This is a genomic window from Govania unica (assembly GCF_027920805.1).
GTDB classification, from domain to species: Bacteria; Pseudomonadota; Alphaproteobacteria; order Sphingomonadales; family Govanellaceae; genus Govanella; species Govanella unica.
Genome location: NZ_JANWOI010000004.1, coordinates 144526 through 171123 on the forward strand (window position 1 = coordinate 144526; position 26598 = coordinate 171123).

The 26598-nt window shown below is 62.8% G+C and carries 23 protein-coding genes and 1 tRNA gene; 9 read left to right on the top strand and 15 right to left on the bottom strand.

Going from position 1 to position 26598, the window contains the following annotated elements; all coding sequences use genetic code 11:
* Nucleotides 1-112 precede the first annotated feature (112 nt).
* The 6 genes from NYP16_RS11430 (at nt 113) to trxA (ending at nt 11656) form a co-directional block, all read left to right on the top strand.
* Nucleotides 113-2617: a sensor histidine kinase gene (locus tag NYP16_RS11430; RefSeq protein ID WP_274944278.1), complete on the top strand. Its 2505-nt coding sequence runs from the start codon at nt 113-115 to the stop codon at nt 2615-2617.
* Nucleotides 2618-2628: 11 nt separating this feature from the next.
* Complete coding sequence (gene tsaE / locus NYP16_RS11435) at nt 2629-3111, top strand: tRNA (adenosine(37)-N6)-threonylcarbamoyltransferase complex ATPase subunit type 1 TsaE (protein ID WP_274944279.1); 483 nt, start codon at nt 2629-2631, stop codon at nt 3109-3111.
* The gene (locus NYP16_RS11440) at nt 3108-4859 is read left to right on the top strand and encodes a phosphotransferase (RefSeq protein ID WP_274944280.1); all 1752 of its coding nucleotides are present in this window, start codon (nt 3108-3110) and stop codon (nt 4857-4859) included. The genes tsaE and NYP16_RS11440 overlap by 4 nt, the downstream gene beginning before the upstream one ends.
* Before the next feature lie 5 nt (nt 4860-4864).
* Nucleotides 4865-7846, top strand: coding sequence for a double-strand break repair protein AddB (gene addB, locus NYP16_RS11445; protein ID WP_274944281.1), 2982 nt, complete (start codon nt 4865-4867; stop codon nt 7844-7846).
* Complete coding sequence (addA, locus tag NYP16_RS11450; protein ID WP_274944282.1) at nt 7843-11250, top strand: double-strand break repair helicase AddA; 3408 nt, start codon at nt 7843-7845, stop codon at nt 11248-11250. Before addB ends, addA begins: the two co-directional genes overlap by 4 nt.
* Before the next feature lie 85 nt (nt 11251-11335).
* Complete coding sequence (gene trxA / locus NYP16_RS11455; RefSeq protein ID WP_274944283.1) at nt 11336-11656, top strand: thioredoxin; 321 nt, start codon at nt 11336-11338, stop codon at nt 11654-11656.
* 293 nt (nt 11657-11949) lie between these two features.
* Here the strand turns inward: trxA and NYP16_RS11460 are convergent, their stop codons facing one another.
* The 13 genes from NYP16_RS11460 to aroA form a co-directional block, all read right to left on the bottom strand.
* Nucleotides 11950-13206, bottom strand: a complete 1257-nt coding sequence (locus NYP16_RS11460) for a bifunctional folylpolyglutamate synthase/dihydrofolate synthase (RefSeq protein WP_346742525.1) — start codon at nt 13204-13206, stop codon at nt 11950-11952.
* Nucleotides 13203-14090, bottom strand: a complete 888-nt coding sequence (gene accD, locus NYP16_RS11465; RefSeq protein ID WP_274944285.1) for an acetyl-CoA carboxylase, carboxyltransferase subunit beta — start codon at nt 14088-14090, stop codon at nt 13203-13205. Before accD ends, NYP16_RS11460 begins: the two co-directional genes overlap by 4 nt.
* Before the next feature lie 14 nt (nt 14091-14104).
* Entirely contained in the window at nt 14105-14995 is an 891-nt protein-coding gene (gene trpA, locus NYP16_RS11470) for a tryptophan synthase subunit alpha (RefSeq protein ID WP_274944286.1), read from the bottom strand.
* Complete coding sequence (gene trpB, locus NYP16_RS11475; RefSeq protein ID WP_274944287.1) at nt 14992-16218, bottom strand: tryptophan synthase subunit beta; 1227 nt, start codon at nt 16216-16218, stop codon at nt 14992-14994. Before trpB ends, trpA begins: the two co-directional genes overlap by 4 nt.
* A gap of 34 nt (nt 16219-16252) precedes the next feature.
* The gene (locus NYP16_RS11480; RefSeq protein ID WP_274944288.1) at nt 16253-16903 is read right to left on the bottom strand and encodes a phosphoribosylanthranilate isomerase; all 651 of its coding nucleotides are present in this window, start codon (nt 16901-16903) and stop codon (nt 16253-16255) included.
* Nucleotides 16900-17622, bottom strand: a complete 723-nt coding sequence (gene pyrF / locus NYP16_RS11485; protein ID WP_274944289.1) for an orotidine-5'-phosphate decarboxylase — start codon at nt 17620-17622, stop codon at nt 16900-16902. The genes NYP16_RS11480 and pyrF overlap by 4 nt, the downstream gene beginning before the upstream one ends.
* 41 nt (nt 17623-17663) lie before the next feature.
* The gene (locus NYP16_RS11490) at nt 17664-17915 is read right to left on the bottom strand and encodes a LapA family protein (RefSeq protein ID WP_274944290.1); all 252 of its coding nucleotides are present in this window, start codon (nt 17913-17915) and stop codon (nt 17664-17666) included.
* Nucleotides 17916-18154: 239 nt separating this feature from the next.
* Nucleotides 18155-18436, bottom strand: a complete 282-nt coding sequence (gene ihfB / locus NYP16_RS11495) for an integration host factor subunit beta (protein ID WP_274944291.1) — start codon at nt 18434-18436, stop codon at nt 18155-18157.
* A gap of 66 nt (nt 18437-18502) precedes the next feature.
* On the bottom strand, nt 18503-19408 hold the full coding sequence (gene sppA, locus NYP16_RS11500) for a signal peptide peptidase SppA (RefSeq protein WP_274944292.1): 906 nt from the start codon (nt 19406-19408) through the stop codon (nt 18503-18505).
* A 110-nt stretch (nt 19409-19518) separates the two neighbouring features.
* Complete coding sequence (locus NYP16_RS11505) at nt 19519-19869, bottom strand: DUF3147 family protein (protein WP_274944293.1); 351 nt, start codon at nt 19867-19869, stop codon at nt 19519-19521.
* 130 nt (nt 19870-19999) lie between these two features.
* Nucleotides 20000-21697: a 30S ribosomal protein S1 gene (gene rpsA / locus NYP16_RS11510; RefSeq protein WP_274944294.1), complete on the bottom strand. Its 1698-nt coding sequence runs from the start codon at nt 21695-21697 to the stop codon at nt 20000-20002.
* 149 nt (nt 21698-21846) lie between these two features.
* Nucleotides 21847-22497 (bottom strand): (d)CMP kinase, encoded by a 651-nt coding sequence (gene cmk, locus NYP16_RS11515; protein ID WP_274944295.1) that lies wholly within the window; start codon nt 22495-22497, stop codon nt 21847-21849.
* Nucleotides 22494-23822: a 3-phosphoshikimate 1-carboxyvinyltransferase gene (gene aroA / locus NYP16_RS11520; protein WP_274944296.1), complete on the bottom strand. Its 1329-nt coding sequence runs from the start codon at nt 23820-23822 to the stop codon at nt 22494-22496. The genes cmk and aroA overlap by 4 nt, the downstream gene beginning before the upstream one ends.
* 200 nt (nt 23823-24022) lie before the next feature.
* Between aroA and NYP16_RS11525 the strand changes: the two genes are divergently transcribed.
* From NYP16_RS11525 to NYP16_RS11535, 3 genes are all read left to right on the top strand, one after another.
* On the top strand, nt 24023-24358 hold the full coding sequence (locus tag NYP16_RS11525; RefSeq protein WP_274944297.1) for a TIGR02300 family protein: 336 nt from the start codon (nt 24023-24025) through the stop codon (nt 24356-24358).
* A 174-nt stretch (nt 24359-24532) separates the two neighbouring features.
* A tRNA-Ala gene (locus NYP16_RS11530) sits at nt 24533-24608 on the top strand.
* A gap of 272 nt (nt 24609-24880) precedes the next feature.
* Nucleotides 24881-25225, top strand: a complete 345-nt coding sequence (locus NYP16_RS11535; RefSeq protein ID WP_274944298.1) for a DUF1491 family protein — start codon at nt 24881-24883, stop codon at nt 25223-25225.
* 111 nt (nt 25226-25336) lie between these two features.
* On the opposite strand, the gene NYP16_RS11540 is transcribed toward NYP16_RS11535, so the two are convergent.
* Both NYP16_RS11540 and NYP16_RS11545 read right to left on the bottom strand, forming a co-directional pair.
* Entirely contained in the window at nt 25337-25804 is a 468-nt protein-coding gene (locus NYP16_RS11540) for a PaaI family thioesterase (protein WP_274944299.1), read from the bottom strand.
* Between the two features lie 6 nt (nt 25805-25810).
* Complete coding sequence (locus NYP16_RS11545) at nt 25811-26557, bottom strand: aspartate/glutamate racemase family protein (protein ID WP_274944300.1); 747 nt, start codon at nt 26555-26557, stop codon at nt 25811-25813.
* Nucleotides 26558-26598 lie beyond the last annotated feature (41 nt).

A 26598-nucleotide genomic window follows, 5' to 3' on the forward strand; every position in this document is an offset into this window, starting at 1 on the left:
ATTTGCTGTGGCGCTCAGGAGGTCTCATGGACAGAGGTGGCGGGCGGGATGCAAGTGCGGCTTGAGTTCTCGTGCCGGGCACCATAGTCTGTGCCACAAAGGGCGAGTGGGCATGAGTATTATAGTCTCAGTTAGGCGAGTGGCGACGGCTGCCGGCGGGCTGGTTGGTCTTGCGGCGTCCGCTCCGGCGGGCGCGGCTCCGGCTGGGGCGACTCCTGTGATCTCCTCCGGCACCTCGACCTTCATGCTCGGCAGCGCCATTGTGGTCTCGACGCTTGGGCTCGCGATCTGGGCCTATTGCACGGGCCGTGACGCCATGCGCCGGGCGCGGCATGAACGCCGGGCGAGCGATCGTCTGGCCGCCATTCTCGATTCGGTTCCGGCGGCTTATGTGCTCTGGGTGCGCGACGGCGATTTTTCGGCCAGCCCCCGGCTTGGCCGCTGGCTTGGCAAGCGCCGCGGTCTCATGGCCTTTTCCGATCTGTTTGACGCGAGCGGCCGGCGGGGCTTCGCCGCCGCCGGTTTCGCCCGGCTGGAAGAAGCCGCCGCCGCCGCCCGCACCGGCGGCGCGTTGCCCGCACCGTTTGAGGTTGCGGGCGCGGAACGTAATTTTCGCGTGGTGGCCGAACGCGCCGGAGCGGGGCGAACAGCGTCGGCGCTGTTGTGGTTTGTCGACCTGTCCGACCAGCGGGCCGAGATCAGCGCCCGCGATCAGCTGGTCTCCCGTCTGGAGGACGAAAACCGCAATCTGCATCATACCCTTGACGGGATAAATTTTCCGGTCTGGCGGCGTGGCGGCGATTTGAGCCTTGGCTATGTGAACACCGCCTATATCCGGGCGGTTGAGGCGGCCGATGCCGAGACTGTGTTGCGCGAGGGTATCGAGCTTGTGGGCAACGCGCTCACCGGATCGAGTCGGGATGACGCCGCCCGCGCCCAGGATGAGGAGCGCGGTCTCGCCACCAAGCATTATGTGGTGATCGACGGCCAGCGCCGGGCGCTGCTGATGCAGAATACCCCGGATGGCGGGGCGGGGGCTCAGGCAGGGGTCACCGGCTATGCCGTCGACCGCACGGAGCTTGAGGATGCCCGCGCCGAATTCGCCCGCTATATGGAGTCTCATGCGGAGACCCTGAACAAGCTCTCGACCGCTGTGGCTATTTTCGGCGCCGACAAGACGCTTGAATTCTATAACAATGCTTTCACCCGGCTGTGGCGGTTGCCTGAAGAATGGATGTCGTCGCGGCCGCATCACAGCGAACTGCTTGAAGAAATGCGCGAACGACGGCGGCTGCCGGAACAGGCCGATTTCCCGGCCTGGAAACGCGCGCATCTCGCTCATTACACCCAGTTGCTCGAACCGCTTGAAGAAATGTGGCATCTGCCCGACGGAGCCACTCTGCGCGTGGTGACACAGCCCCATCCGCTTGGCGGGCTGTTGATTTTCTATGAGGATGTGACCGACCGTCTGGCCCTTGAACGCAATTATAACACGCTGATTGCCGTGCAGCGGGCGACGCTCAACAGTCTTCATGAAGGCATTGCGGTGATCGGCAGCGACGGTCGGCTCAAGCTGTCGAATCCGGCCTTCCTCAAAGTCTGGCATCTGGACGAGGGGGCGATCACCGAAGCGCCGCATCTGTCCGATCTGCTGACCGAGGCGGAAAGCTATTTCGACGTTCCGGCGGAATATGAAAAATTCCGCGCGCTGCTTTATGACGATGGCGAACGGGTGGTGCGCGGCGGCCGGCTGAGCCGGAAGGACGGGTCCGAGATTGATTTCGCGGCGGTGCCGCTGCCGGATGGGGCGACGCTTTATACTTTTGTCGATGTGACGGACAGCCTGCGTATCGAACGCGCGCTGCGGGAACGGAACGAGGCGCTTGAAACCTCGGACCGTCTGAAGACTGAATTCGTCGCCCATATCTCCTATGAGCTGCGCACGCCCCTGAACAATGTGATGGGCTTCGCCGAGCTGCTCGATAAGGAATATTACGGCGCGCTTAATGCGCAACAGCATACCTATGCGCGCAATATCCTTGAATCCTCGGCCCAGTTGATGGTGCTGATCAATGATATTCTCGATCTTTCGGTGGTTGAGGCGGGCGGCATCCGGCTTGAAACCCGTCTGTTCGATATCGGACAGACGCTGCGCAATGTGGCCGCCATGGCGCGGGAGGAATTGAAGAAGCGCAACCATATCTTGCAGCTTGAAATTCCCCCGGGGCTCGGCATGATCGATGGCGATGAAAAGCGTATCCGGCAGGTGATGTATAATCTTTTGAGCAACGCCATGAAATTCACCCCGCCTCACGGCCAGATCACCCTGGGCGGCGGGGTCGATAATGATTTTGTCACGCTTTTTGTGACCGACACCGGGATCGGCATTCCTGCCGACGAACAGCTTCAGGTGTTCGAACGCTTCCATACCGGACGAGATGTGCCGCGCGGTCAGGGCGCGGGCCTCGGCCTGTCGTTGGTCCGGAGCTTTGTCGAACTCCATGGTGGCACGGTCACCCTCAGTTCCGAACCAAATGCGGGCACGCGCATTCTCTGCCGTCTGCCGCGCCATCAGCCATCGACCAGCGTCGTCGTGCCTCTGGCGCAAGGGAGATGAAGGAGGGCGGCATGCGTTGGACTGTTGACCTCCCCGACCTCGCGGCGACCCAGGCACTTGCGGAGCTGTTGGAACCGCTTGGCACCGTGGGGGATGTGATCACCCTTGAGGGCGATCTTGGGGCGGGCAAGACCGCCTTCGCCCGCGCCTTCATTCAGGCGCGGTTCGGGGCGATCGATGTGCCGAGCCCGACTTTCAATCTCGTGCTGACTTATGGCGACGGGGCCGGATTAATCTGGCATTTCGACCTCTATCGTCTTGAGGATCAAGACGAAGTCTATGAACTCGGGTTCGAGGAGGCGCTTGACGGCGCGCTCAGCCTGATTGAATGGCCGGAACGGCTCGGTTCCCTTTTGCCGGTGGAGCGGTTATCTCTCACGTTCGAGATGGCGGCGGATGACCGGCGCAGTCTTATCATTGATGCAACGGAGCGCTGGGCTAGACGGCTTCAGCCCCTTGCCATGGCACGGAACTGGGTGAAGGACAGACCATGACGTCTCTGCGGGCTACTCTCGATCGGGCCTTTCTCGACAGCGCGGGATGGAGCCGGGCAGCGCGGGTGCGGATCGCGGGAGACGCCTCGTTCCGTCATTACGACCGTCTTGAAAGCGCGGATGGACCAGCGGTTCTGATGGATGCGGCGCCGCCGCGCGAAGACGTGCGTCCGTTTGTGGCGATTACCCGCTATCTTGAGTCGCTGGGCCTGTCGGCGCCAGGTTTGATTGCGGCCGATGTGGCCCACGGCTTTCTGTTGCTTGAAGACCTCGGCGACGACCGTTATTCGCGGGTCATCCCACGAGAGCCTGCCATGGAACGCGGGCTATATGAGGCGGCGGTCGACGTACTCGTGGATCTTCACCGGCATCCGGTGCCCGGGGATCTTGCGGTTGGCAACGGCGAAACCTACGTGCTGCCGCGGTATGATGACGCGCTTTATGGGCGTGAACTGCAGCTTTTCACCGACTGGTATCTGCCCGCGCTCACCGGCACCCCAATGACCGTCGCGTTGCGGCAGGAGTTCATAGCGCTGTGGCGGGCGGCGCTCGCGCAGCTTGAGCCGGGCCGGGACGTGCTGGTCTTGCGCGATTATCACGCCGACAATCTGATGTGGCTGCCGGACCGTGATGGGGTGGCGCGGGTCGGGCTTTTGGATTTTCAGGACGCGGTGGCCGGACATCCGGCTTATGATCTGGTGTCGCTTCTTGAAGACGCCCGGCGCGATGTGCCGCCCGCTCTGGCTGATGAGATGATTGATCATTACCTGGGTGCCACGGGTCTTGATGCGGAGGCGTTCCGGCGCGATTACGCCATCCTCGGGGCCCAGCGCAACGTCAAGATCATCGGCATTTTCACCCGGCTTTACGCCCGCGACGGCAAGGCCGCCTACCTCGATCTGATCCCCCGTGTCTGGGGGTTGCTCGACCGCGATCTGGCCCATCCGGCGCTTGCGGATCTGAAGCTTTGGTTCGATCGTCATGTGCCTGCCGCACGGCGCGGGGTTGCACCGCGTGCGGACGCCACCTCGCGGTTGCCGAAACAGGCGTTGCTGCTGGCGGCGGGGCTCGGCCTCCGCATGCGGCCTTTGACGCTTGAAACGCCGAAGCCGCTGATCGCCGTGGCCGGTCAGCCCATGCTTGACCGCATGCTCGACCAGCTGGCCGAAGTCGGGGTCGATCGGGCGGTCGTCAATATGCATCACCTGCCTGACTGTCTCAGGACCTTTGCCGTCACCCGGGATGGGCGCTTGCCCACAGTCGTCCTGTCGGATGAAAGCGATCTGCTGCTTGATTCCGGTGGCGGGGTCAAAAAGATGCTCACCTATGCGGGGGACGCGCCGGTCTATGTGCTGAACAGCGACATGCTGTGGCGGGATCGCGGCGCGCCTGCGCTCACGCGGCTCGGGCTTGCGTTTGAGGCTGAGCGTATGGACGGGCTGTTGATGCTCTGCCCGCGCGATCAGGCCACGGGCTATGACGGCCCCGGTGATTTTTATCTCGGGGACGATGGGCGCCTGACCCGGCGCGGCACAAGGGCGAACGCTCCCTATGTGTTCACCGGCATCCAGATTCTGCAGCCCGAGCTGTTCGCGAAGCAGCCGGAGGGGCCGTTCTCCCTCAATCTAGTTTATGACGCGGCGCTCGCGGCCGGGCGGCTTTACGGTCTCGTCCATGACGGCGACTGGATGCATGTGGGGACGCCGGACGCCATTGGGGCGGCGGAACAGCGCTTGCTGGCGGAGTGACGCCCATGTCGCGGACGTTGCGCGCAACCCCGCAGGTGTTCCGCATCGATGCCGGCTTGTCCTTCGTCGATGCACTGGCCGCCGGTCTCCTCGCGCGCTATGCAGGCGCCGAACTTGGCCGGGTCACCGTGTTGTTGCCGACCCGGCGCGCCGTCAAATCCCTGAGCGAAGCGTTTCTGCGGCTCACCGGCGGGGTGCCGCTCATTCTTCCGGTCATGCGTCCTATTGGCGACGTGGAGGAAGACGAGCTTTTGTTCAACCCGGCGCTGGCCGAGACCGATCTGACCCTGCCGCCCGCCGTGCCGCCGCTCTGGCGTCAGCTCATGCTGACCCGGCTGGTGGAGGCCTTCGCCAAGCGGCATGCGGACGGCGCAGGCTCGACGGCGCAGGCGGTGGAGCTTGCGGCGGCACTGGCCAAATTTCTGGATGAAGTCACCGTCGAAGGCCGCGATTTCGCCGATCTCGCCACCGTGGTGCCGGCCAATTTCGCCAGCCATTGGCAGGAAACCCTGACCTTTCTCGAAATCGTCAGCCGGGACTGGCCGCAGATTGTCGCCGAACAGGGGTTCATGGACGCGGCCGAACGGCGCAATCGTTTGCTGCAGGCGCTCGCCACCATCTGGCAGGCCGATCCGCCGGGGGATCCTGTGATCGCGGCTGGATCGACCGGCAATATTCCGGCGGCGGCGGCCTTGATGGCCACCGTCGCGCGGTTGCCTGAGGGTGCCGTGGTGCTGCCCGCCTTCGACCGCGAGATGGAGGACGCCAGCTGGGACATGCTCGGCCCGACCCATCCGCAAGCGGCCATGAAAAAACTGATCGAGGATGAGATCGGCATTGTCCGTCACGAGGTCATGGACTGGCTCACCCCGGAGGATGCGGCCCGGCTGCCGCAAGGCCCTGCCGCCCGCCGGGATCTGTTGAAGGAAGCGCTCCGTCCCGCCGAAACCACCGCCGCCTGGCGCGAGGTCGCGCTTGACTGGGATCAGGCGCTGGCCCGGTTTTCCCGCATCGACGCCCCGTCCCCGCGGGAGGAGGCGGGGGCCATCGCCCTCCTGATGCGGGAGGCGCTTGAGACCCCGGACCGCACGGCGGCACTCGTCACCCCGGATCGTGGGCTGGCGCGGCGGGTGGCGGCTGAATTGAAACGCTGGGATATTCTGGTGGATGATTCGGCGGGCGCGGCCCTGGCCGAAAGCGGCCCCGGGGTGTTCCTTCTGTTGCTGGCGGAGCTGGCGGCGCAGGATTTTGCGCCAGTGTCCTTGCTCGGCGTGCTCAAGCATCCGCTGGCGGCGGGCGGGCGGTCCATGGCGCAGTTCCGTGCTGAGGTGCGGGCGCTTGAGATCGCGGTCTTGCGTGGCCCAAGACCATCAGGCGGGGCGGATGGCATCGCCCGCGCGGTGAAAGCCCTGGACGACGAAGTTTTACGTGATCGGCTTGCGGGCTGGTGGCAGGGCCTGAGTGAGGGGCTCGCGGAGTTCGTGGCCCTGGTGACAGGCGGCGGCAGCCTGCGCGATCTCGCGGCGGCCCATGTGGCGGCGGCGGAACGGCTCGCGGCGAGCGCGGATCGGAGCGGCCCCGCGCGTCTCTGGGCCGGGGAAGCGGGGGAGGCGGCGGCAGCTTTTTCCGAAGAACTTCTCGATGGCGGGCAGGATTTCGCCATCCCGGCTGGAGAATATCCCGCCGTTCTGAAAGCCCTGATGATCGGCAAGGTGGTGCGGCCGCGTTATGGCCGCCATCCGCGTCTGCATATCTGGGGCGCGCTTGAGGCGCGGTTGCAGCATGCGGATCTGGTGATTCTTGGCGGTCTGAACGAGGGCGTCTGGCCGCCGGACGCGGGCATCGACCCCTGGCTGTCGCGGCCCATGCGCGCGGCCTTCGGCCTGCCGCCCATGGAGCGCCGCATCGGTCTATCGGCCCATGACTTTTACGTGGCGGCTACCGCGCCCGAGGTGGTGTTGACCCGCTCGGAAAAATCCGATGGCGCGCCGACGGTGCCGTCGCGTTGGCTTATGCGCATGGATGCCGTGTTGCAGGACCGGCGGTTGCCCGCCCATCCGGCGCTTGACTGGTTCGCGGGGCTTGACCGTCCGGCGGAGATTGCTCCCGCCCGGCCACCCGAACCGCGCCCGCCGCTCGACGCCCGGCCCAAGCGCTTGTCGGTGACCCAGATCGGCACCTGGATGCGCGATCCTTACGCCATCTATGCCCGGCATATTCTGCGCCTGAAGGCGCTCGATCCGCTCGATGCCGATCCCGGCGCGGCGGACAAGGGGAACATCATTCACGCCGCCCTTGATCGGTTTGTGAATGAGTATCCGATCACGCTGCCGCCCGATGCTCTCGACCGGTTGATTGCCATCGGCCGGGACGAATTCGGGCGCAATCTGACCCGGCCCACGGTGCGCGCCTTCTGGTGGCCGCGCTTTCAGCATGTGGCTGAATGGTTCATCGCCACCGAGCGTGACCGACGCGCGCTCTATACGACGGTTCTGAACGAAGGAAGGGGCGACTATATCCTTGAAAGCCCGTTCGACTTCAAACTGACAGCCAAGGCCGACCGCATCGATCGCGGCCCGGGCGGGACGCTCACCATCATTGATTACAAAACCGGCCAGCCGCCGGAAGACCGCCAGATCGTCGCTGGTTATCAGCCGCAGATGCCCTTGGAGGCGATGATGGCTGAAGCCGGGGCCTTTAAGGGATTGCCCGCAGCCGCTGTAACCGGGCTTGAATTCTGGCGGCTCCATGGCGGCGAACCGGCCGGGACCATGAAGCCCATGAAGGATGTGGAAGACCGGAAAGCCCAGGCGGCGCGAGGTCTGCGTGAACTGGTGGCCTTATTCGACAAGCCCGAGACCCCCTATCGCTCAACCATGCGGCCGGAGGAGGTCACGGCGGGCGATTACGATCATCTCGCCCGCATCAAGGAATGGTCAGGCGTCGGCAGTCTGGTGGGCCGCGACAAGACCGAGGACGACGCATGACCAAAGCTCAGGACAGCGCCTCCGATCCTGCCGCCTCGGCCTGGGTGTCGGCCTCGGCCGGGACCGGGAAGACCCATGTTCTGACCTCCCGGGTGTTGCGTCTGCTGCTTGCGGGCACGCCGCCTGAACGGATTTTATGCCTGACCTTTACCAAGGCGGCGGCGGCGGAAATGTCGAACCGCATTCAGTCGACGCTCGCCCGTTGGGTGACGCTTGATGATGAGCGGCTTGATCTGGCGTTGGCGGGTCTTGGGGTTGACCGCCCGCAGGCGGCCCGGGGCCGCGCTCGCCGTCTGTTCGCCGAGGTGCTTGAAGTCCCGGGCGGGCTCAAGATCCTGACCATTCACGCCTTTTGCCAGTCGCTGCTGGCGCGATTTCCGCTGGAGGCCTCGCTGCCGCCGCATTTCCGTCTGATCGACGACCGCAGCGCCGCCGAGGTTCTGCGCTCGGCCCTGGACATGGTCCTGATGGAGGTGGCGCGGGAGGAGAAAACGGCGCTGTCGCAGGCCCTCGCCCGCATCAGCCGCCGTCTGACCGAATATAGTTTCAGCGATTTCGTCTCAGGTCTGTTAAGCGAACGCGGTCTGCTCGAACGCCTTGGCCGTCAGTTTCAGACCTTTCCCGGCCTGCTTGCGGCCACCGCCCGTGTGCTCGGGATCGGGGCCGAGGAGACGGCGGAGCAGCTGGTCGCGGGCTTTGCCGCAAGCCAGAACCGCGATGATCTGCAGGCGGCGGCGCTTGCGCTTGGCGGCGGCACAGCGACTGATATGGAGCGCGCCGCCCTCCTCGGCCGCTGGCTTGAGCTTGACGTCGTGACGCCAGCGGATTTCCGCGCCTATGCCCCGGCCTATCTGACCCAGAAGGGGGAGATCCGCAAAACGCTCGTCACCAAGGGGACTGAAAAGGCGCGGCCGGGCACGCTCGCCAGCTTGCTTGGGGAGGCGGAACGGGTGGAGGCGCTCGTGGCCCGGTTGCGGCTGGTGGAGGTCATGGACAATACGGCAGCGGCCCTGACCTTTGCCTTTGCCGTGCTTGACATCTACGCGCGGGAAAAACGGCGGCAGGCGGCGCTTGATTATGATGATCTGATCCTTGGCACGCTCGCGTTGTTGCAGCGGCCGGGGATTGCCCCCTGGGTGCTGTTCAAGCTCGATGGCGGGCTCGATCATGTGCTGGTGGACGAGGCGCAGGACACCAACCCCGAACAATGGCAGGTCATCAAAGCTCTGGCCGATGATTTCTTTGCCGGCGAGGCAGCGCGCGAGGTCAGCCGCAGCATTTTCGCTGTCGGCGACGTCAAGCAATCCATTTACCGCTTCCAGCGCGCCGACCCGCGCGCCTTCATCGCCTCGCGCGATCATTTCGCCGCCCGGGTGCGGGCGGTCGATGGCGATTTCCGTGATGTGCCGCTTGATCTGTCGTTCCGTTCCACGGCGGCGGTGCTTGATTATGTGGATGCGGTGTTCGCCGATCCGGCCCTGCGCGGCGATCTGCTCGATGATCGTTACACGCGTCATGGCACTGTGCGCGACAAGGACGCGGGGCTTGTGGAACTGTGGCCGGTGATGCTGCCGGAACCCGAACGCGGGGCGGATGTGGATGGCTGGCAATTGCCGGTCGACCAGACCACCCAGGCGAGCGCCCCGGCACGGCTTGCCATCAAGATCGCGGCGCAGATTCGGCAGTGGTTGAGGGATAAGGAACCCTTGCCCGCGCGCGGCCGGGCCATGACGGCGGGGGATATCCTGGTTCTGGTGCGGCGGCGTTCGGCCTTTGACGGCTTGCTTCTGAGCGCGCTCAAGCTCATGGGCGTGCCGGTGGCGGGCGCGGACCGCATGGTGGTGACCGATCAGCTGGCGGTGATGGATCTGATGGCGCTGGCCCGTTTTGTGTTGCTGCCGGAGGATGATCTGACCTTGGCGACGGTTTTGAAATCGCCGCTCGTGGGTATGAGCGAAGATGATCTTTACGGACTCGCCCATGGCCGTCGCGGTTCGCTTTGGGCACGGGTCGCGGGCGCGGGTGGGGACGCGGCGGAATTTCTTGGTGGGCTTCTCGGGCTCGCCGACAAACTCGCGCCCTTTGATTTCTTCGCTACGGTTCTGAACGGCGTCGATGCTTCGGGCAAAAGTGGCCGCACCCGCATCGTCGCCCGGCTCGGCAGCGAAGCCCATGATCCGATCGACGAGTTTCTCGCCCTGGCACTTGCCTTTGAAAAAAGCCACACGCCATCCCTGCAGGGTTTTCTCCATTGGCTGGAGGCCCGGGATATCGAAATCAAGCGTGATATGGAGCAAGGCCGGGACGAAGTGCGGATCATGACGGTGCATGGCTCGAAAGGCCTGCAGGCCCCGGTGGTCATCATGCCCGACACCTGTCAGAAACCCCGCCCGCGCGGCAGCCTCATCCCGATCGACAGCGATCGTCCGCCGGTGGATCGCCTGTTGCTGTGGCCGGGGTCGTCGGAGAATACGGTCGGTGCGGCGAAAGATGCCCGCGACAAGGTTAAGGCGCTGGAGGATGAAGAACAGGCCCGCCTGCTTTATGTGGCCCTGACTCGGGCTGCGGACCGGCTTTATCTGACCGGCTGGGTCGGTGCGCGCATGAAGATCGAGACCGGATGCTGGTATGAGCATCTCGAAAAAGCCTTTGCCCAACTGCCGGGCGTGATCGAATTCGACAGCCCGGACGGCCCGGTCAAACGCTTTACCACAGTCCAGACCGGCGATGTGCGGCCGGATCGCAGTGCGGCGGAACGGCGCGAAGCTGCGGCACTCCCCGCCTGGGCCAGCATGACGGCCCCGGATGAGCCGGTGCCCGCCCGGCCGCTCAGCCCGTCCCGCCCCTTGGAGGACGAACCCGAGGTGCAAAGCCCGTTGCGTGCGGCGGCGGCGCGGGCCAAGGAAACTGTGCGGTTCCGCAGGGGTACGCTCATTCACCGCCTGCTCGAACGCCTGCCGTCGCTCGCGGCGGAGGCCCGGGCTGAGGCGGCGCGGCGGTTTCTTGGTGATCCGGCCTATGGCCTGTCCCCACTCGATGTGGCGCAGATTGTGGCCGAGGTCATGGCGATTCTCGAAGATGCTGAGTTCGCCCCGATCTTTTCCTCCGCGGCTCAGGCCGAGGTGCCCATTGCTGGGTTGGTCGATCAGGTGCCGGTGGCCGGGCAGATCGACCGGTTGTACGTGACCGACAGCCGCGTGCTGGTCATCGATTACAAGACCAACCGCCCGCCGCCTGACCGGGTGGAGGATGTGGCGCTTGCCTATGTGCGGCAGATGGCGGCTTATCGGAGGCTGTTGCAGCAGATTTATCCCGGGCGGCGCATTGACTGCGCTTTGCTCTGGACCGACGGGGCGCGATTGATGGCCTTGCCGGATCAAATGTTGGACCGGGTCGTTTTCTGACCGTCGCTTCCTTGACGTCGGCCCGCCGGGTACCTAGATTTGCATCAAAGCAAAAGCTGACCTGTGTTTTCAGAAAGGACTAAAAATGGCGACCAAGCCTGTGACGGATGCGAGCTTCGACAGTGATGTTTTGAAGTCCGGCAAGCCGGTTCTCGTGGATTTCTGGGCCGAATGGTGCGGCCCCTGCAAACAGATCGGCCCGTCGCTTGAAGCACTTTCCGACGAAATGCCGGAAGTCGTCATCGCCAAGGTGAATATCGACGAAAACCCGACCTCGCCGGCTCAGTACGGTGTGCGCAGCATCCCGACCATGATCCTGTTCAAGGACGGCCGCCCGCACGCGACCAAAGTTGGCGCGCTGCCCAAATCGGCCCTGGCCGAGTGGCTGAAAAAATCGCTCGCTTAAGCGAGTTACGGATATTCGCGAAAAGGGCGCCCTATGAGGCGCCCTTTTTTCATGCCGTCATCGCAAGGCGCGTGAGCGACGCGGCGATTCAGCCTGTGCCGGGCGTGAGCTTTCTGGATTGCCGCGCTCCCGTTGGTCGCTCGCAATGACGATGCTTTTAGGTGATGGGGATAGTATCACTCCCTCCCTCGTCGTCATCGCGAGGCGCGTGAGCGACGTGGCGATCCAGCCTGTGCTGGACGTGAGCATTCTGGCTTGCCGCGCTCCCGTTGGTCGCTCGCAATGACGGGGTTTTAGGCGGGGTTGAGGTCTAGCTCTGCGAGGACTTGGCCGGCGAGGTAGAGGGAGCCGCATATGAGGATGCGGTCGGTGGTAACGTCGCTGAGGGCAGCGTTCCAGGACGGGGCGGTTGTGGCCGTGAGGCCGATGCCGGTTGCGATCTCGGCCAGGGCGTCCGGTTCATAGGCTGCTTCACCCACAACCGGCACCGCGATCAGGCGGTCGATATGGGGTTGCAGTGCTGTGAGATATCCGGCGGCGTCCTTGTTTGCGAGCATGCCGAGGATGACCGCCGTCGGTTTCGGGTCGGCGGCGAGCAGGGCGGCGATGGTTGCGGCTCCGGCGGGATTATGTCCGCCGTCGAGCCAGACGGTGCCCGGCGCGCGGTCGGCGGCGACGGAGATGTCCTGCATGCGGGCGGGCCAGACAGCGGATTGAAGACCCTTGGCGATGGCTTCGTCCGGCACGGTGAACAGGCTCTGGGCGCGCAAGGCGGCGACCGCCAGGGCGGCGTTCTGGATCTGATGAGCGCCGGGCAGGGCGGGTACGGGCAGGTTCAGGCTGCCGCGCCAGTCGCGATAGTCCTGCCCGTCGAGATGCCAGTCAAACCCGGCCACAAGCGGGATGGCGTCCACTTCAGCGGCGACCTCAAGGATGGCAGTCAGGCCGTCGGCGTCCTGCGGCGCGATCACGACCGGGCGTTCAGACTTCGCGATCCCGGCCTTTTCGGCGGCGATCTCGACCAGATTGGAGCCGAGAAACTCCACATGGTCGATGGATACCGGGGTGATGACGCTCACGAGGGGGGCCTGGATCACATTGGTGGCGTCCAGCCGTCCGCCAAGCCCGACCTCAAGCAACAACACATCAGCGGGGGTTCGCGAAAAAGCGAGGAAGGCCGCCGCCGTGGTGATCTCGAAAAAGGTGATGGGGTCGCCGGTATTGGCGGCCTCGCACTCTTCAAGAAGGGCATTCAAGGCGTCGTCGCTGATCAGCGTGCCGGCAAGCCGGATGCGTTCGGCAAAGCGCACGAGATGGGGCGAGGTATAGACATGAACCTTGTATCCAGCCGCCTCCAGCATGGCACGGAGATAGGCGACGGTCGAACCCTTGCCATTGGTCCCGGCCACATGGAACAGTGGCGGCAGCTTGCGTTCGGGGTTGCCGAGCGCGGTCAGCAACCGTTCCAGCCGGTCAAGCGAGAGGTCGATCTTTTTCGGATGGAGCGCCATCAGGCGCTCCAGAATAGGGTCCACTGCGCTCATGCTCAGGACGAACGGGCGGCGGTCAGCCGGGGCGCGTTCGAAACTTTGCGACCGATGATGTCGATGATGCGGATCAGGGTCAGACGCAGGTCCTTACGTTCGAGCACCATATCGACCATGCCGTGATCAAGCAGATATTCGGCGCGCTGGAAGCCTTCGGGCAGCTTTTCGCGGATGGTGTTTTCAATCACCCGCGGCCCGGCAAAGCCGATAAGCGCACCCGGTTCGGCGATCTGGATGTCACCGAGCATGGCATAGGACGCGGTGACGCCGCCGGTGGTCGGATCGGTGAGGACGACGATATAAGGCAGCCCGGCCGCGCGCACCATTTCAACCGCGACGGTCGAACGGGGCATCTGCATGAGCGACAGGATACCTTCCTGCATGCGTGCGCCGCCCGCAGCGGTGAAGACGATGAGTGGGGCTTTCGATTTGACCGCTTTGCGGGCGGCGGTGACCAGGGCCTCGCCCACGCCAACCCCCATGGACCCGGCCATGAAGAAGAAGTTCTGCACTGCAATGACGGTGGTATGGCCACCAAGCTTGCCGCAGGCCACATCCATGGCATCGTCGGCCCCGGTGTCGCTGCGCGCCGCTTTCAGACGGTCGGCATATTTCTTCTGGTCTTTGAATTTCAGGGGGTCCTCGATGGCTTTCGGCACCTTGACGCGGGTGAAGACCCCGCCGTCGAACAGCTGGCCGAAGCGGTCGGTCGAATTGATGCGCTCATGATGGCCGCAGGTTCCGCAAACGCTGAGCGCTTCCTTGAAATCCTTATGGAAAATCATCTGCCCGCAGTTGCGGCATTTGTGCCAAAGGTTTTCCGGTGTATCGCGTTTCTTGAGAACATCGCGAATTTTAGGACGGACGAAATTCGTCAACCAATTCATGTGCTTCGGGTCCTTTATACTGACGCCGCGTTATGGCTTGCGCGTCCGGGCCGGGGCTCGGACTTTGTGGCACGCACGGCCGTCGCCAATTCGCTGACGAAGGCTGTGACCTTATCGACCAGACCGGGCAAGGCCCGCTCTTCGGCGTCGAGATTCTGGGCGACCAGTCCGACAATAGCCGAACCAACCACCACGCCATCTGCAACGCGGGCGATAGCGGCCGCTGATTCGGGGGTCTTGATGCCGAACCCGACGGCGATCGGCAGGTCGCTATGCTGCCGTAATCGCAGAACGGCTGACGTCACGGCGTCAGTTCCGGCGCTTTGAGTGCCGGTGATACCGGCAATGGAGACATAATACAGGAAGCCGGAGCTGTTGGCCAAAACTTGCGGCAAACGCTTGTCCCCGGTGGTCGGGGTGGCCAGGCGAATGAAACGCAGCCCGGCTGCAAGGGCGGGCAGGCAAAGCTCGGCATCTTCCTCGGGCGGCAGGTCGACGATGATCAGGCCATCGACCCCGGCGGCGAGCGCATCTTTCAGAAAGTCATCGACGCCATAGGCATAGATCGGGTTGTAATAGCCCATGAGAATGATCGGGGTATCGCTATCGGCGGCGCGAAAGCGCGTGACCGTGGCGAGAATCTTGCGCACCGTGATTCCGGCCCTAAGCGCCCGATGTCCGGCGGCTTCGATCACCGGGCCATCGGCCATGGGATCGGAAAACGGCATGCCGATTTCGATCAGGTCGGCGCCAGAGGCGGGTAGGCGGCTCAGGATCTCGAAAGCGGTCTCCGCATCGGGGTCGCCGGCGGTGACAAAGGTCACAAGCCCGGCCCGGCCCTGCTGACGGAGGGCGGCGAAGCGGCGTTCAATACGGCCGTCACTCCGGATATCTTTGGGGGTCATAGCTTCACTCCAAGCGCGCTTGCCACGGTGAAGATATCCTTATCGCCGCGTCCGGACAGATTGATCACCATAATGTGATCTTTCGGCAAGGTCGGGGCGACGCGCAGCGCATAGGCGATGGCATGGGCCGACTCAAGCGCCGGAATGATGCCTTCGAGTTTGGAGCAGACTTGAAAGGCGTTCAACGCCTCGTCATCGGTGGCCGAGACATATTGGACGCGGCCGATGTCATGGAGCCAGCTGTGCTCGGGACCGATGCCGGGGTAATCGAGCCCGGCCGAGATGCAGTCGGCTTCGATCACCTGACCGTCGTCGGTTTGCAGAATATAGGTGCGGTTGCCATGGAGCACGCCGGGACGGCCGCCGCTGATGGCCGCCGCGTGATGATGGGTATCCAGTCCGTGCCCGGCGGCTTCAACGCCATAGATAGCGACGTCCGGGTCATCGAGGAAGGGATGGAACAGGCCCATGGCGTTCGATCCGCCGCCGACGCAGGCCACCAGGCTGTCGGGCAGGCGGCCTTCGGCGGCCAATACCTGTTCGCGGGCTTCGCGGCCGATGATGGACTGGAAGTCGCGCACCATGCGTGGATAGGGATGCGGTCCGGCCACCGTGCCGATGAGGTAGAAGGTGTCATGAACATTGGCGACCCAGTCGCGCATGGCCTCGTTCATGGCGTCCTTCAAGCTGCGCGAGCCGTTCTCGACTGCCCGCACATCAGCCCCAAGAAGATGCATGCGGAATACGTTCGGCTGCTGCCGTTCGATATCCTTCGCGCCCATATAGATGGTGCAGGGCAGGTTGAAGCGGGCGCAGACGGTGGCGGTGGCCACACCATGCTGTCCGGCCCCGGTTTCGGCGATGATGCGCGGTTTGCCCATGCGGCGGGCGAGCAGGATCTGGCCGATGCAATTGTTGATCTTGTGGGAGCCGGTGTGATTAAGCTCTTCGCGCTTCAGATAGATTTTGGCGCCGCCGAGATGCTCGGTCAGCCGTTCCGCGAAATAGAGCGGGTTCGGACGGCCCACATAGCTCGACATCAGGCTGTCATATTCGGCCCAGAAGCTTGGGTCGTTGCGCGCCGCCTCGTAAGCCTCGCCGACTTCCAGCAGAAGCGGCATCAGGGTTTCCGGCGCATAGCGGCCGCCATGAATGCCGAAATGGCCATGGTCGTCCGGTCCGGTGCGGAGCGAGTTTGATGCAGGGTTCGGCGAAGACGCCATTACGCAGTCTCTATCCTTAGAATTAAAACCTGTGTCAAAGCCGGGCGGCGACCGCGAGGAAGGCCCGGATCTTCGCCAATGACTTGATGCCGGGGCGCTCTTCCACCCCTGACGAGACGTCGACCCTGGTCGCGCCGCTGGTGGTCACCGCGTCCTCTAGGCAGTCGGCGTCGAGCCCGCCCGATAACATCCACGGCTTGTCGCTTGTCCAGTGGCTGGCCAGAAGCTCCCAATCGAAGCTCAAACCATTGCCTCCCGGCAAAGCGTCGGCCATAGATTTAGGCGCTTTCGCGTCGAACAGCAACATATCTGCGACATCGATATATTGCCGTGCTTTTTCAATATCTTCGAGCCCGGATACGGGAATCGCCTTGATCACCGGGCGGCCAAAGCGGGCCCGGAGGGCGGCGATCCGTTCGGGTGTCTCATTGCCATGAAGCTGCAACAGATCAAAGGCATGGGCCTGAAGGGCGGCTGCGATATCGGCGTCGCTTGGGTCGACGAACAGGGCCACGGTCTTCACCCCCGCGGGCACGACGGCGGCGAGCTGAGCTGCCGCCTCATAGCTGAGCGCGCGGGGCGAGCGGGGATAGAACACGAAGCCAAGATAATCGGCCCCATGCCTGACCGCCTCGGCCACGGCTTCGGGGGTGGTGAGCCCGCAGATTTTGGCGCTGACGCTCATGATCCAAGCTCAGTAGCGATGGCGCGGGCGGCGGCCTTGCGGTCGGCGGCCTGGGTGATGGGGCGGCCGATGACCAGATGGTCTGCTCCGGCGGCTACCGCCTCGGCTGGGGTCATGACGCGTTTCTGGTCGCCGTGGTCGGCGCCCATGGGGCGGATCCCCGGTACCATCAGAATGAAATCGGGCCCGAGTTCTGCCCGCAACGCCTTGATCTCATGGGCGGAACAGACCACACCATCGACACCGGCCGCCTTGGCCATGCGCGCGAGGCGGAGCACCTGTTCGGCCGGATCGGCGGCGACGCCAATGGCCTCAAGGTCGCTTTTATCCATGCTGGTGAGCACGGTGACGGCCAGAAGTTGTGGGCGCGCCACGTTGAATTCTGTCGCGGCAGCGGTTGCGGCGGCCACGGCTGCCTGCAGCATCGCCGGTCCGCCCGAGGCATGCAATGTCATGAAATCGACGCCAAGCGGCGTGAGCGCACGCACCGCATGGGCCACGGTGTTCGGAATGTCATAAAGCTTGAGGTCGAGAAAAACCGGTAGCCCCTCGGCCCGCACGGCGGTGACGCCTGCCGGGCCGCAAGCGCCAAAAAATTCGAGGCCAAGCTTGATGCCGCCAACGGCTCCCTTGATTTCGCGGGCGAGGTCGAGGGCGCTCGACAGGCTATCGGTGTCGGCGGCGCAAAAGACGCGCGCGTGAGGGGCGATGGTCGCCATGTGGATACTCTCCGGATCGGGCTGCTCGGGCTCTGCTTCTGCTAGCGTCTGAGCGTGGCGTCAAAATTGCGATCGGCCTCGGCCGCACGGCGGCGCTTGAGGAAGGCGGACGCATGGGTGACGGACCAGCCGAGTATAAGCCCGAAAAAGACGCTGGCGAAAATCACGAGATAGAGGGGCACGGTCAGGCTGAATGGCACCGGGGCCAAGCTCAGTTCCACCGGCAAGCGGTTGGCAACCCCGACCAGCACGGCAAGTGCAATCACGGCGAGGGCGATAAGCCAGAATATCAAACGTATGATCAGCAAGAGGTCACCACTCAAGAGTCAAAAAATACGCAACTAGCGGCAGTTATAAGCCGCTTGCCCGCGCCCGTCATCCCTGGGTGTCTTCCCTAGTGCATCTTTTTTGTTTTTTTGCCCTGCGACATCTTTGGTGAGCCGCAGGGTTGGGTCTTGAGGGCTGGTTGGCATGCATCCGGTGTCGACCGATTCTTGGGGGTCGAGAGTGCCGCCGTAGCCTTAGTGACAGGTCAGGATTTGTTCAGACGTTCGCGCAATTCCTTGCCCGTCTTGAAGAAGGGTACGTATTTTTCATCGACGCTGACAGTCTCGCCAGTGCGCGGATTGCGGCCCGAGCGGGCTTGCCGGTGCTTGACCGAAAACGCCCCGAAACCGCGCAATTCAACGCGGTCGCCGCGGGAGAGGGCGTTCGTGACTTCGTCGAAAATGGCGCTGACGATCTTTTCCACGTCGCGCTGATAGAGATGCGGATTCTTTTCGGCCAGCCGGGTGATAAGTTCCGATTTGATCATAGGACCAAGGCTCCAATAACTGTTCTGCCCGTGGACGGTCGGCGCAGTCTTGACGTCGAAAAGAAGTCAGCCTCTAGGGTGCCAAACTGAGCTCAAACCGTCAAGGGTAAGGCGTTCAGATGACAGAACTTTTCCTATGCTCTGGCTGATGAACTCCTGCAACAGGCGATCCTGGGCCGAGCTGTCCACATCCACGGCCGGCAAATCGGCCGAAATTTTCTTGTCGCTTGCAAGCCAGGCGCGGGCTTCAAGCTCACCGCCGATGGCGTCCACAAGCTTGTTCTTGACCGCCTGACGGCCGGTGAAGACACGTCCATCAGCCAGGGATTTGGCCTCTTCCGGGGTCATCTGCCGGCGCGTGGCGACGAGGCCGACGAACCAGTCATAGCTGTCATTGATCAGCGACTCGATGGCCTGACGGCCTTCGGGGGTCAGGGGTTTGGTCATGGACGGCTCGCCTTTCAAAGGCGCGCTTTTGATGCTTTCCATGTCGACGCCGATTTTTTCAAACAGCTTGCCGAACTGGGCATATTCGAAAATGACGCCGATCGAGCCGGTCAGGGTGGTCTCGCGGGCATAGATGCGGTCGGCGGCGATGGCCGTCACATAACCGCCCGATGCGGCGAGCGTGCCCATGGTGGCGACCACCGGTTTTTTGTCGGCGACGCGGCGGATGGCGTGGAACAGCGCCTCGCTCCCGGCGGTGGTGCCGCCCGGGCTGTTGATGCGGACGATGAGCGCCTTGGCGTTCGTATCCTCGGCGACGTTTTTCAGGGTTTCCTCAAGCTTGCTGTCTTCGGCGATGATGCCGTCGATGGAGATCCGCGCCACATAGGGCGTGACATTGAAGCCCGTGCGATTCATCCAGAAGATCACGAGGGCGGCAAGCGCCAGAACGGCGAGGATGCGCCAGAACCGGACTTTCTTTTTCAAGCGTCGGCGATCGATCAGAGCGTCAAGATCGGTGCTCATGGGAAACCCTCGAAGTGAAAAACGGCGAAAATTCGCATTCAAAGCCTGATCTTAGCCTAAAACGCGTAAATGCCAACAGAGGGCGCATCACTTTGGGGCTCGCGTCTCGGCTAAAGCCTCAGCCCGAGACGCGGGCCGATCCAGATCATGGTGGTATAAAGCGCGATGGTCAGGACGCATCCCACGCTTAAGGCGATCCAGAACGACAGGCCCTGCCGCAGCAGGGTGGGGATGACCAGAAACATCGGCAGGGATGGCAGGACATACCAGAATGTCGCCTGGGCGTGGGCGGCCATGTTCTCGGCATCCGGCTTGTCATGCCACAGCCAGATCATGCCAAGGACGGAGACCAGCGGCAGCGACGCGATCAACGCGCCAAAGCCCGGGCTGCGCTTGGCAACCTCTGAGATTGCCACGATGAGGACAGCGGACAGAACGGCTTTGACCAGCAAATACAGCATAATGGTATTGATAGGTGATTTTGCCGGTTGTTGGCAAACGGGATCATGGCCCAAAAAGAAAGTCCCGTCCCCGGTGACCCAGGGACGGGACTTTGCAATTTAAAGATCGTGAGTGAGGCCGAAGCCTGACTTACTTCTTTTTGTCTTCCTTGGCGCGCATGGCGGCACCGAGAATGTCACCGAGGCTTGCGCCGCTGTCGGACGAACCGAATTCAGCAACGGCAGCTTTTTCTTCAGTGATTTCAAGCTGCTTGATCGACAGCGTGATCTTGCGGGTCGCACGATCCGTACCGGTGATCAAAGCATCGACCTTGTCGCCAACGGCGAAACGCTCGGGGCGCTGATCGCCACGGTCGCGGGCAAGATCGCTGCGGCGGATGAACGCACGCATGTCGTTGTCGCCACCGATGGTCACTTCGATGCCATTTTCCTGAACAGCAGCCACCGTGCAGGTCACGATGTCGCCCTTCTTCTTGGCCGAAGCATTGGTGAACGGATCTTTTTCAAGTTGCTTGATGCCAAGTGAGATGCGTTCTTTTTTGGTGTCCACATCGAGAACGACGGCCTTTACGACCACGCCCTTTTTGTAGTCCTGGATGGCTTCTTCGCCGGTGCGGTTCCAGTCGAGATCCGACATGTGAACCATGCCGTCCACGTCGCTGTCGAGACCGATGAACAGACCGAATTCGGTGATGTTCTTGATCTCGCCTTCGACCTGGGTGCCGACCGGATGGCTGTCAGCGAAGCTTTCCCACGGATTGGCAAGGCACTGCTTGAGACCAAGCGAGATGCGGCGCTTTTCCGGATCGACTTCGAGCACGGCCACTTCGACTTCCTGGCTGGTCGAAACGATCTTGCCGGGATGCACGTTCTTCTTGGTCCAGCTCATTTCGGAGACGTGGACCAGACCTTCGATGCCGGATTCGAGTTCGACGAATGCACCGTAGTCGGTGATGTTCGTGACACGACCCGAAAGCTTTGCACCAACCGGGTACTTGGCGGCGACGCCTTCCCACGGATCGGCTTCAAGCTGCTTCATGCCAAGGCTGATGCGCTGGGTATCCGGGTTGAGACGGATGATCTGCACCTTGACGGTCTGACCGATGGTGAGAGCTTCGGACGGATGACCGATACGCTTCCACGAGATGTCGGTGACATGGAGGAGGCCGTCGATGCCGCCGAGGTCCACGAACGCACCGTAATCGGTGATGTTCTTGACCACGCCGTCCACAACCTGGCCTTCTTTCAGCGAAGAAATCAGGTCCGCACGCTGTTCGGCGCGGGTTTCTTCGAGAATGACGCGACGCGAGACAACGATGTTGCCACGGCGACGGTCCATTTTCAGGATCTGGAAGGGCTGCGGGATGTTCATCAGCGGAGTGATGTCACGCAAGGGGCGGATATCAACCTGGCTGCCGGGAAGGAAGGCCACGGCGCCCGAAAGGTCAACCGTGAAGCCGCCTTTGACGCGGCCGAAGATAACGCCTTCAACGCGCTCGTTGGCTTCATAAGCCTTTTCGAGCTTTTCCCAGGACTCTTCGCGGCGAGCCTTATCGCGCGAGAGGATGGCTTCGCCCATGGCGTTTTCGATGCGGTCGATGAACACTTCGACGCCGTCACCGATTTTCACTTCGACGGAGCCGTGGCCGAATTCCTTCAGCGGCACGCGGCCTTCAGCCTTGAGGCCGATGTCGACAATAGCAAAATCGCTTTCGATGGCAATAACGCGGCCAGTGACGACGCGGCCTTCGAAGCGCGTGCTCTGCCCAAGGCTCTCGTCAAGCAGGGCGGCAAAATCGTCACGTGATGGATTAGCAGAATTGGTCATTAAATTTCCTTATTTCGTTTCATATCCAGGCCTGCCGGTTGTCTCCGGCGGTCTTCCCGACCCTGTTTCAGGGGCAGGTCAGTGAGCAAAACACCCACAAAAAAAATCAAGCCAAGGCGTCCCTGAACAAGGGTCCCTGGCCCAGACTTTTACTGCGGGCGGTGTCCAAGTGTGCGTTCGACCAAGGTGAGCGCAGCTTGGAACACCGTCTCTATATCGGAATTTGTGGTATCGAGCAAGTGCGCGTCCGCAGCCTGAACCAGCGGGGCGGTGGGGCGGGAGGCGTCGCGCTGATCGCGGGCGCGGAGGTCGGCGAGCACGGTGTCGAAGTCGGTGTTCTGACCCTTGGCCAGAAGCTCGGCCAGACGGCGGCGGGCGCGGGTTTCATCGCTCGCGGTGACATAGATCTTGAGGTCGGCATGGGGGCAGACCACGGTGCCGATATCGCGGCCATCGAGCACAGCTCCCGCGAGCCCATCCGGTGGTGTCGCGGCAAAGCGGCGCTGAAGGTCGAGAAGGGCCGTGCGCACCCCCGGCATGGCGGCCACGCGGGAGGCGGCTGAGCCCGCGTCTTCCGAACGGATGGCGTCGTCATCAAGGAGGCGGAGATCGAGGTCGGCGGCCATTCGTGCGGCCTCGGCTGCGTTATCAAGGTCAGCCCCGGCGCGCAGCAGCGTGAGCCCGACGGCGCGGTAGAGCGCCCCGGTATCGAGAAAGGCAAAACCCAGATGGCGGGCGAGCCTCCGGGCCAGAGTGCCCTTGCCGGCGGCGGCCGGGCCATCGATGGCGATGACGGTCATTGGATGCGGGCTCCAAGACGGTTCATGAGGGCGGTGAAGCCCGGAAAGCTTGTGTTGATCGGCGCGCCGTCATCGACCGTCACCGGTTCCGCGGCGATCAGCCCGAGGATGAGGAACGACATGGCGATGCGATGGTCGAGATGGGTGGCGATGCTGGCTCCGCCCTTAACAGGTCCGCCGGTGACGGTCATGCCGTCCGGCTGTTCCTCCACCGCGACTCCGCAGGCGCTCAATCCGCTGGCCATGACGGCGAGGCGGTCGCTTTCCTTGACCCGAAGCTCGGCGAGGCCGGTCATATGGGTGGCGCCGGTGGCAGCGGCGGCGGCAATGGCGAGGATGGGATATTCGTCGATCATCGACGGCGCGCGTTCGGCCGGGACGGTGACGCCATGCAACTGGCTCGCCCGCACCACAAGGTCGCCCACGGGTTCGCCGCCGGTCTCGCGCTGGTTTTCAATGCGGATATCGCCGCCCATTTCCAGAAGGGTCTCAAACAGCCCGGTGCGCAGCGGGTTGAGCCCGACATTCCGCAGCGTCAGCTCAGACCCGGGCACAATCAGCGCCGCCACCACCAGAAAGGCGGCCGACGAGGGATCGGCAGGCACGGTGATTTCCTGCCCGCGCAGGGTGGGCTGGCCGTGGAGGCGGATGATTCGTCTGTTGCCCTCGGCCTCGGTGGTGATGTCGGCGCCAAAGGCACGCAACATGCGCTCGCTATGGTCGCGGGTGGCTTCGGGTTCGATCACCGTGGTCACACCGGGGCAGTTGAGCCCGGCGAGGAGAATGGCGGACTTCACCTGAGCTGATGGCACCGGCAGGGTATAACTGATCGGCAGAGGATCGGCGGCACCCTCAAGCGCGAGCGGCAGGCGGCCCGCCGTCCGGCTGACAAAGCGCGCGCCCATCTGGCCGAGCGGCCCGGTCACCCGGGCCATGGGGCGACCGCGCAGCGACGCGTCGCCGGTGAAGAAGGTGGTGAAGGGACAGCCGGCGGCGAGCCCCATCAAAAGCCGCGCACCGGTGCCGGAATTGCCCATGTCGAGCACATCGTTCGGCTCCCGGAGCCCGCTCACACCGACGCCGGACACCCGCCAGACGCCCTGTTGGTCGCGGCTGACGCTTGCGCCAAAGGCTTCCATGGCTTTCGCGCTGTTGAGCACGTCCTCGCCCTCAAGCAATCCGTGGATGACGGTGTCGCCGATCGCAAGACCGCCGAGAATCAGGGCCCGATGAGAAATTGATTTGTCGCCGGGGGCGGTGGCTTCGCCGGTGAGAGGCGTGCCTTGTGAGGAGGTCAGCGGGACAGCTGCGGATTGGTGGGACATCGGGCTCAAACTACTTTATGTATCACTTGGACTTGCTCTTTAGCATATCCGCTCCGGTCCCCAAATCCATATTGGGTACTCTTTTTCGGAGCGGCGGCAGGAGGGCCCGACGGATTTGCCTTTGACAGCGCTTACCGAACATGGCAAACGAAAATCCGTTTTGGACTTGATCCGTAGTTGGATTTTTAGGGAGATTTCCCATGGCTATGCCGGAGTGGGGCACTAAACGTCAGTGCCCGAAGTGTGCTGAGCGCTTCTATGACCTCAAAAAGGCCTTTCCGCTCACTTGTGTGGCCTGCGGATATGAGTTCGAGCCTGAGGCGCTGCTGAAAAGCAAGGCGCCGCTTCAGGAAGACCCCGCGAAGTTGCGCAAGGTCGTGCCTGAGGCTTCTGAAGCCGCCGAAGTGGGCGAGGAAGAATTCGAAGACGAATTCGAAGCCGAAGGTGATGACGATACCATTCTCGCGGATGAGCTTGAGGATGAAGAGGATGTCGCTGACGTGATCGACAAACGTCCGAGCAAGGAAGAAATCTGATTTTCGGTGGAATTTGGCGGGTTTCCGGCTTTTAGCCAAAAAAGTGACAGGGCGATGCAATCGCCTCTTGATCTTCTCCGGCAACCTGCATAAGTTCCCGCCACGCCTGCTGATAAGCAGACGGCAAGTTTTGCGACATAACCTGATCCCGGTTGTTTTGGGGCAGGATGTTCTGGGGCCATAGCTCAGTTGGGAGAGCGCTTGAATGGCATTCAAGAGGTCGGCGGTTCGATTCCGCCTGGCTCCACCAGAATACAGAAACCCGGTACGGCAACGTACCGGGTTTCGTGTTTTTCCAGATCAGGTCTTACATGAGGACCAGTCCGATCATGGCGGCAGCCATGAAGATGGCACTCGTGAGGGCGAAAAGATTGATCATGTGTTGTCCCCAGGCACGCTCGGTACCTTACCCGGCAGCGGTGGATGTGCGATTCTCATGAAACTTTGCCACCCGGCTGGTTAAAAAGTCTTGAAAGAGGCGGGTTTGACGCGGGACATGTGATCGAAAAGGGGCTGTTCATCATGAGCGAGGCGCGGTTGAAAGCGGAAATCTGGGTCAAGGCGCTGATGCGCCGGGCCTGGTCGCAGAATGTTCCGGCCCTCCTCATGCGCCGGGGGGAAGACTCCGCGGGGGCGGTGATCATCAAAATGAACGGCGGTCCGGGTTCCCGCACCGTCATCTATGCCCGCGGGTTGCTGGCTGATGGCCGTTGGGGCTGGCGCCGCGCCAGCGGCAAGGACGCGCTCGACGACCTCGAAGCCCATGCCTATGTGGAACGTCAGGTCCGATTCGATTCGGATCTTTGGGTGGTGGAGATCGAAGCGAGCGATCTCACGCAGTTTGTGGATGATCCGGTGGAGGGGTGATTGTGCGGCTTCGTACTTCGAGACGGGCTTACGCCCTCCTCAGCACGAACGGAGTAGGTTGTATCCGTTCGTGCTGAGGAGCGAAGCGTCTCGAAGTACGAAGCCGCACAATCAGACCGAAAATACCAGGCAGGTGGTGGTGCCGTGGGCGTAGATGCGCCCGGCTTCGTCGCGGAGGATGCCTTCGGATGTGGCGACCTGGCGGCCGGTGTGGAGGCTGCGGCCTTCGGCGTAGATGCGGCCGGTTTTTTCGGTCATGGCGCGCACCAGATTGATTTTGAATTCAAGGGTGGTGTAGCCATATCCAGCCTTGAGCTTTGACTGTACGGCGCAGGCCATGCAGGAATCCAGAAGCGTAGCGAAATAGCCGCCATGGACGCTGCCGAGCGGGTTGTAATGGGCGAGAGTGGGAATGCCGCTGAAGACGACGCGGCCGTCTTCGACCTCAGACAGTTCGAAACCGAGCAAGGTGGCGATGGGAGGGACGGGATACTGCCCGGCCATGATGCCGCGCAGGAAATCGAGCCCGTCAAGATCACGCAGGGTTTCGACGGAAATGTAAGCGGGGGTCTGAGGCATGGGCCATTATCCTTGCTTGATGGCGACGTCCCTGAGCGCGAGATCAAGCGCCGCCTCCACATGAAGGGCGAGCGTGTTGAACATCGGCACCTGCGGCCGGTCCGCCTGTTCGATCAACAGAGGAATTTCGGTGCAGCCGAGAATGACCCCCTCGGCACCTTGCATGACGAGACGGTCTATCAGGTCGAGATAAGCCGCTTTTGATGCGGGCGTAAAGAGGCCCCGGCATAATTCGTCAAAGATGATGCGGTCGGTGGCGATCTGGTCGGCCTCGTCGGGCACAAGGATATCAATGCCGAATTGGTCCCGGTAGCGACGCTTCATGTCGTCGGTCGCCATCACCGGCCGGGTGCCGAGCAGCGCCACCCGCTTGAGTCCGGCGGCCTGAATGGCACGGGCGGTGGGGTCGGCGATATGGAGGAAGGGAATGTCGATCCCGGTCATGAACCGGTCGGCCACGCGATGGAGCGTGTTCGAGACGCAGAGGATGAAATCGGCCCCGGCGCGCTCAAGCCCCTGGGCCTTGTCGGCAAGATAGGCGCCGCAGTCGTCCCACAGATCATTGCGGACGAAATGCTCGCTCATGGCGAAGTTCATCGAGCTGATGATGATTTCCGCGGTGTTCCAGCCGCCGAGCCGGGCATTCATGCCCTTGTTGAGCAAGCGGTAATAGTCGGCGGTGGCCTGATCGCTGCTGCCACCGAGGATGCCGATGATCTTCATTCTTTGCGCCTGGTTCGGAATATTGGTCATCGGCACGTGTCCCTGGTTTAGAAAGCGGCAATGTTCAGTAA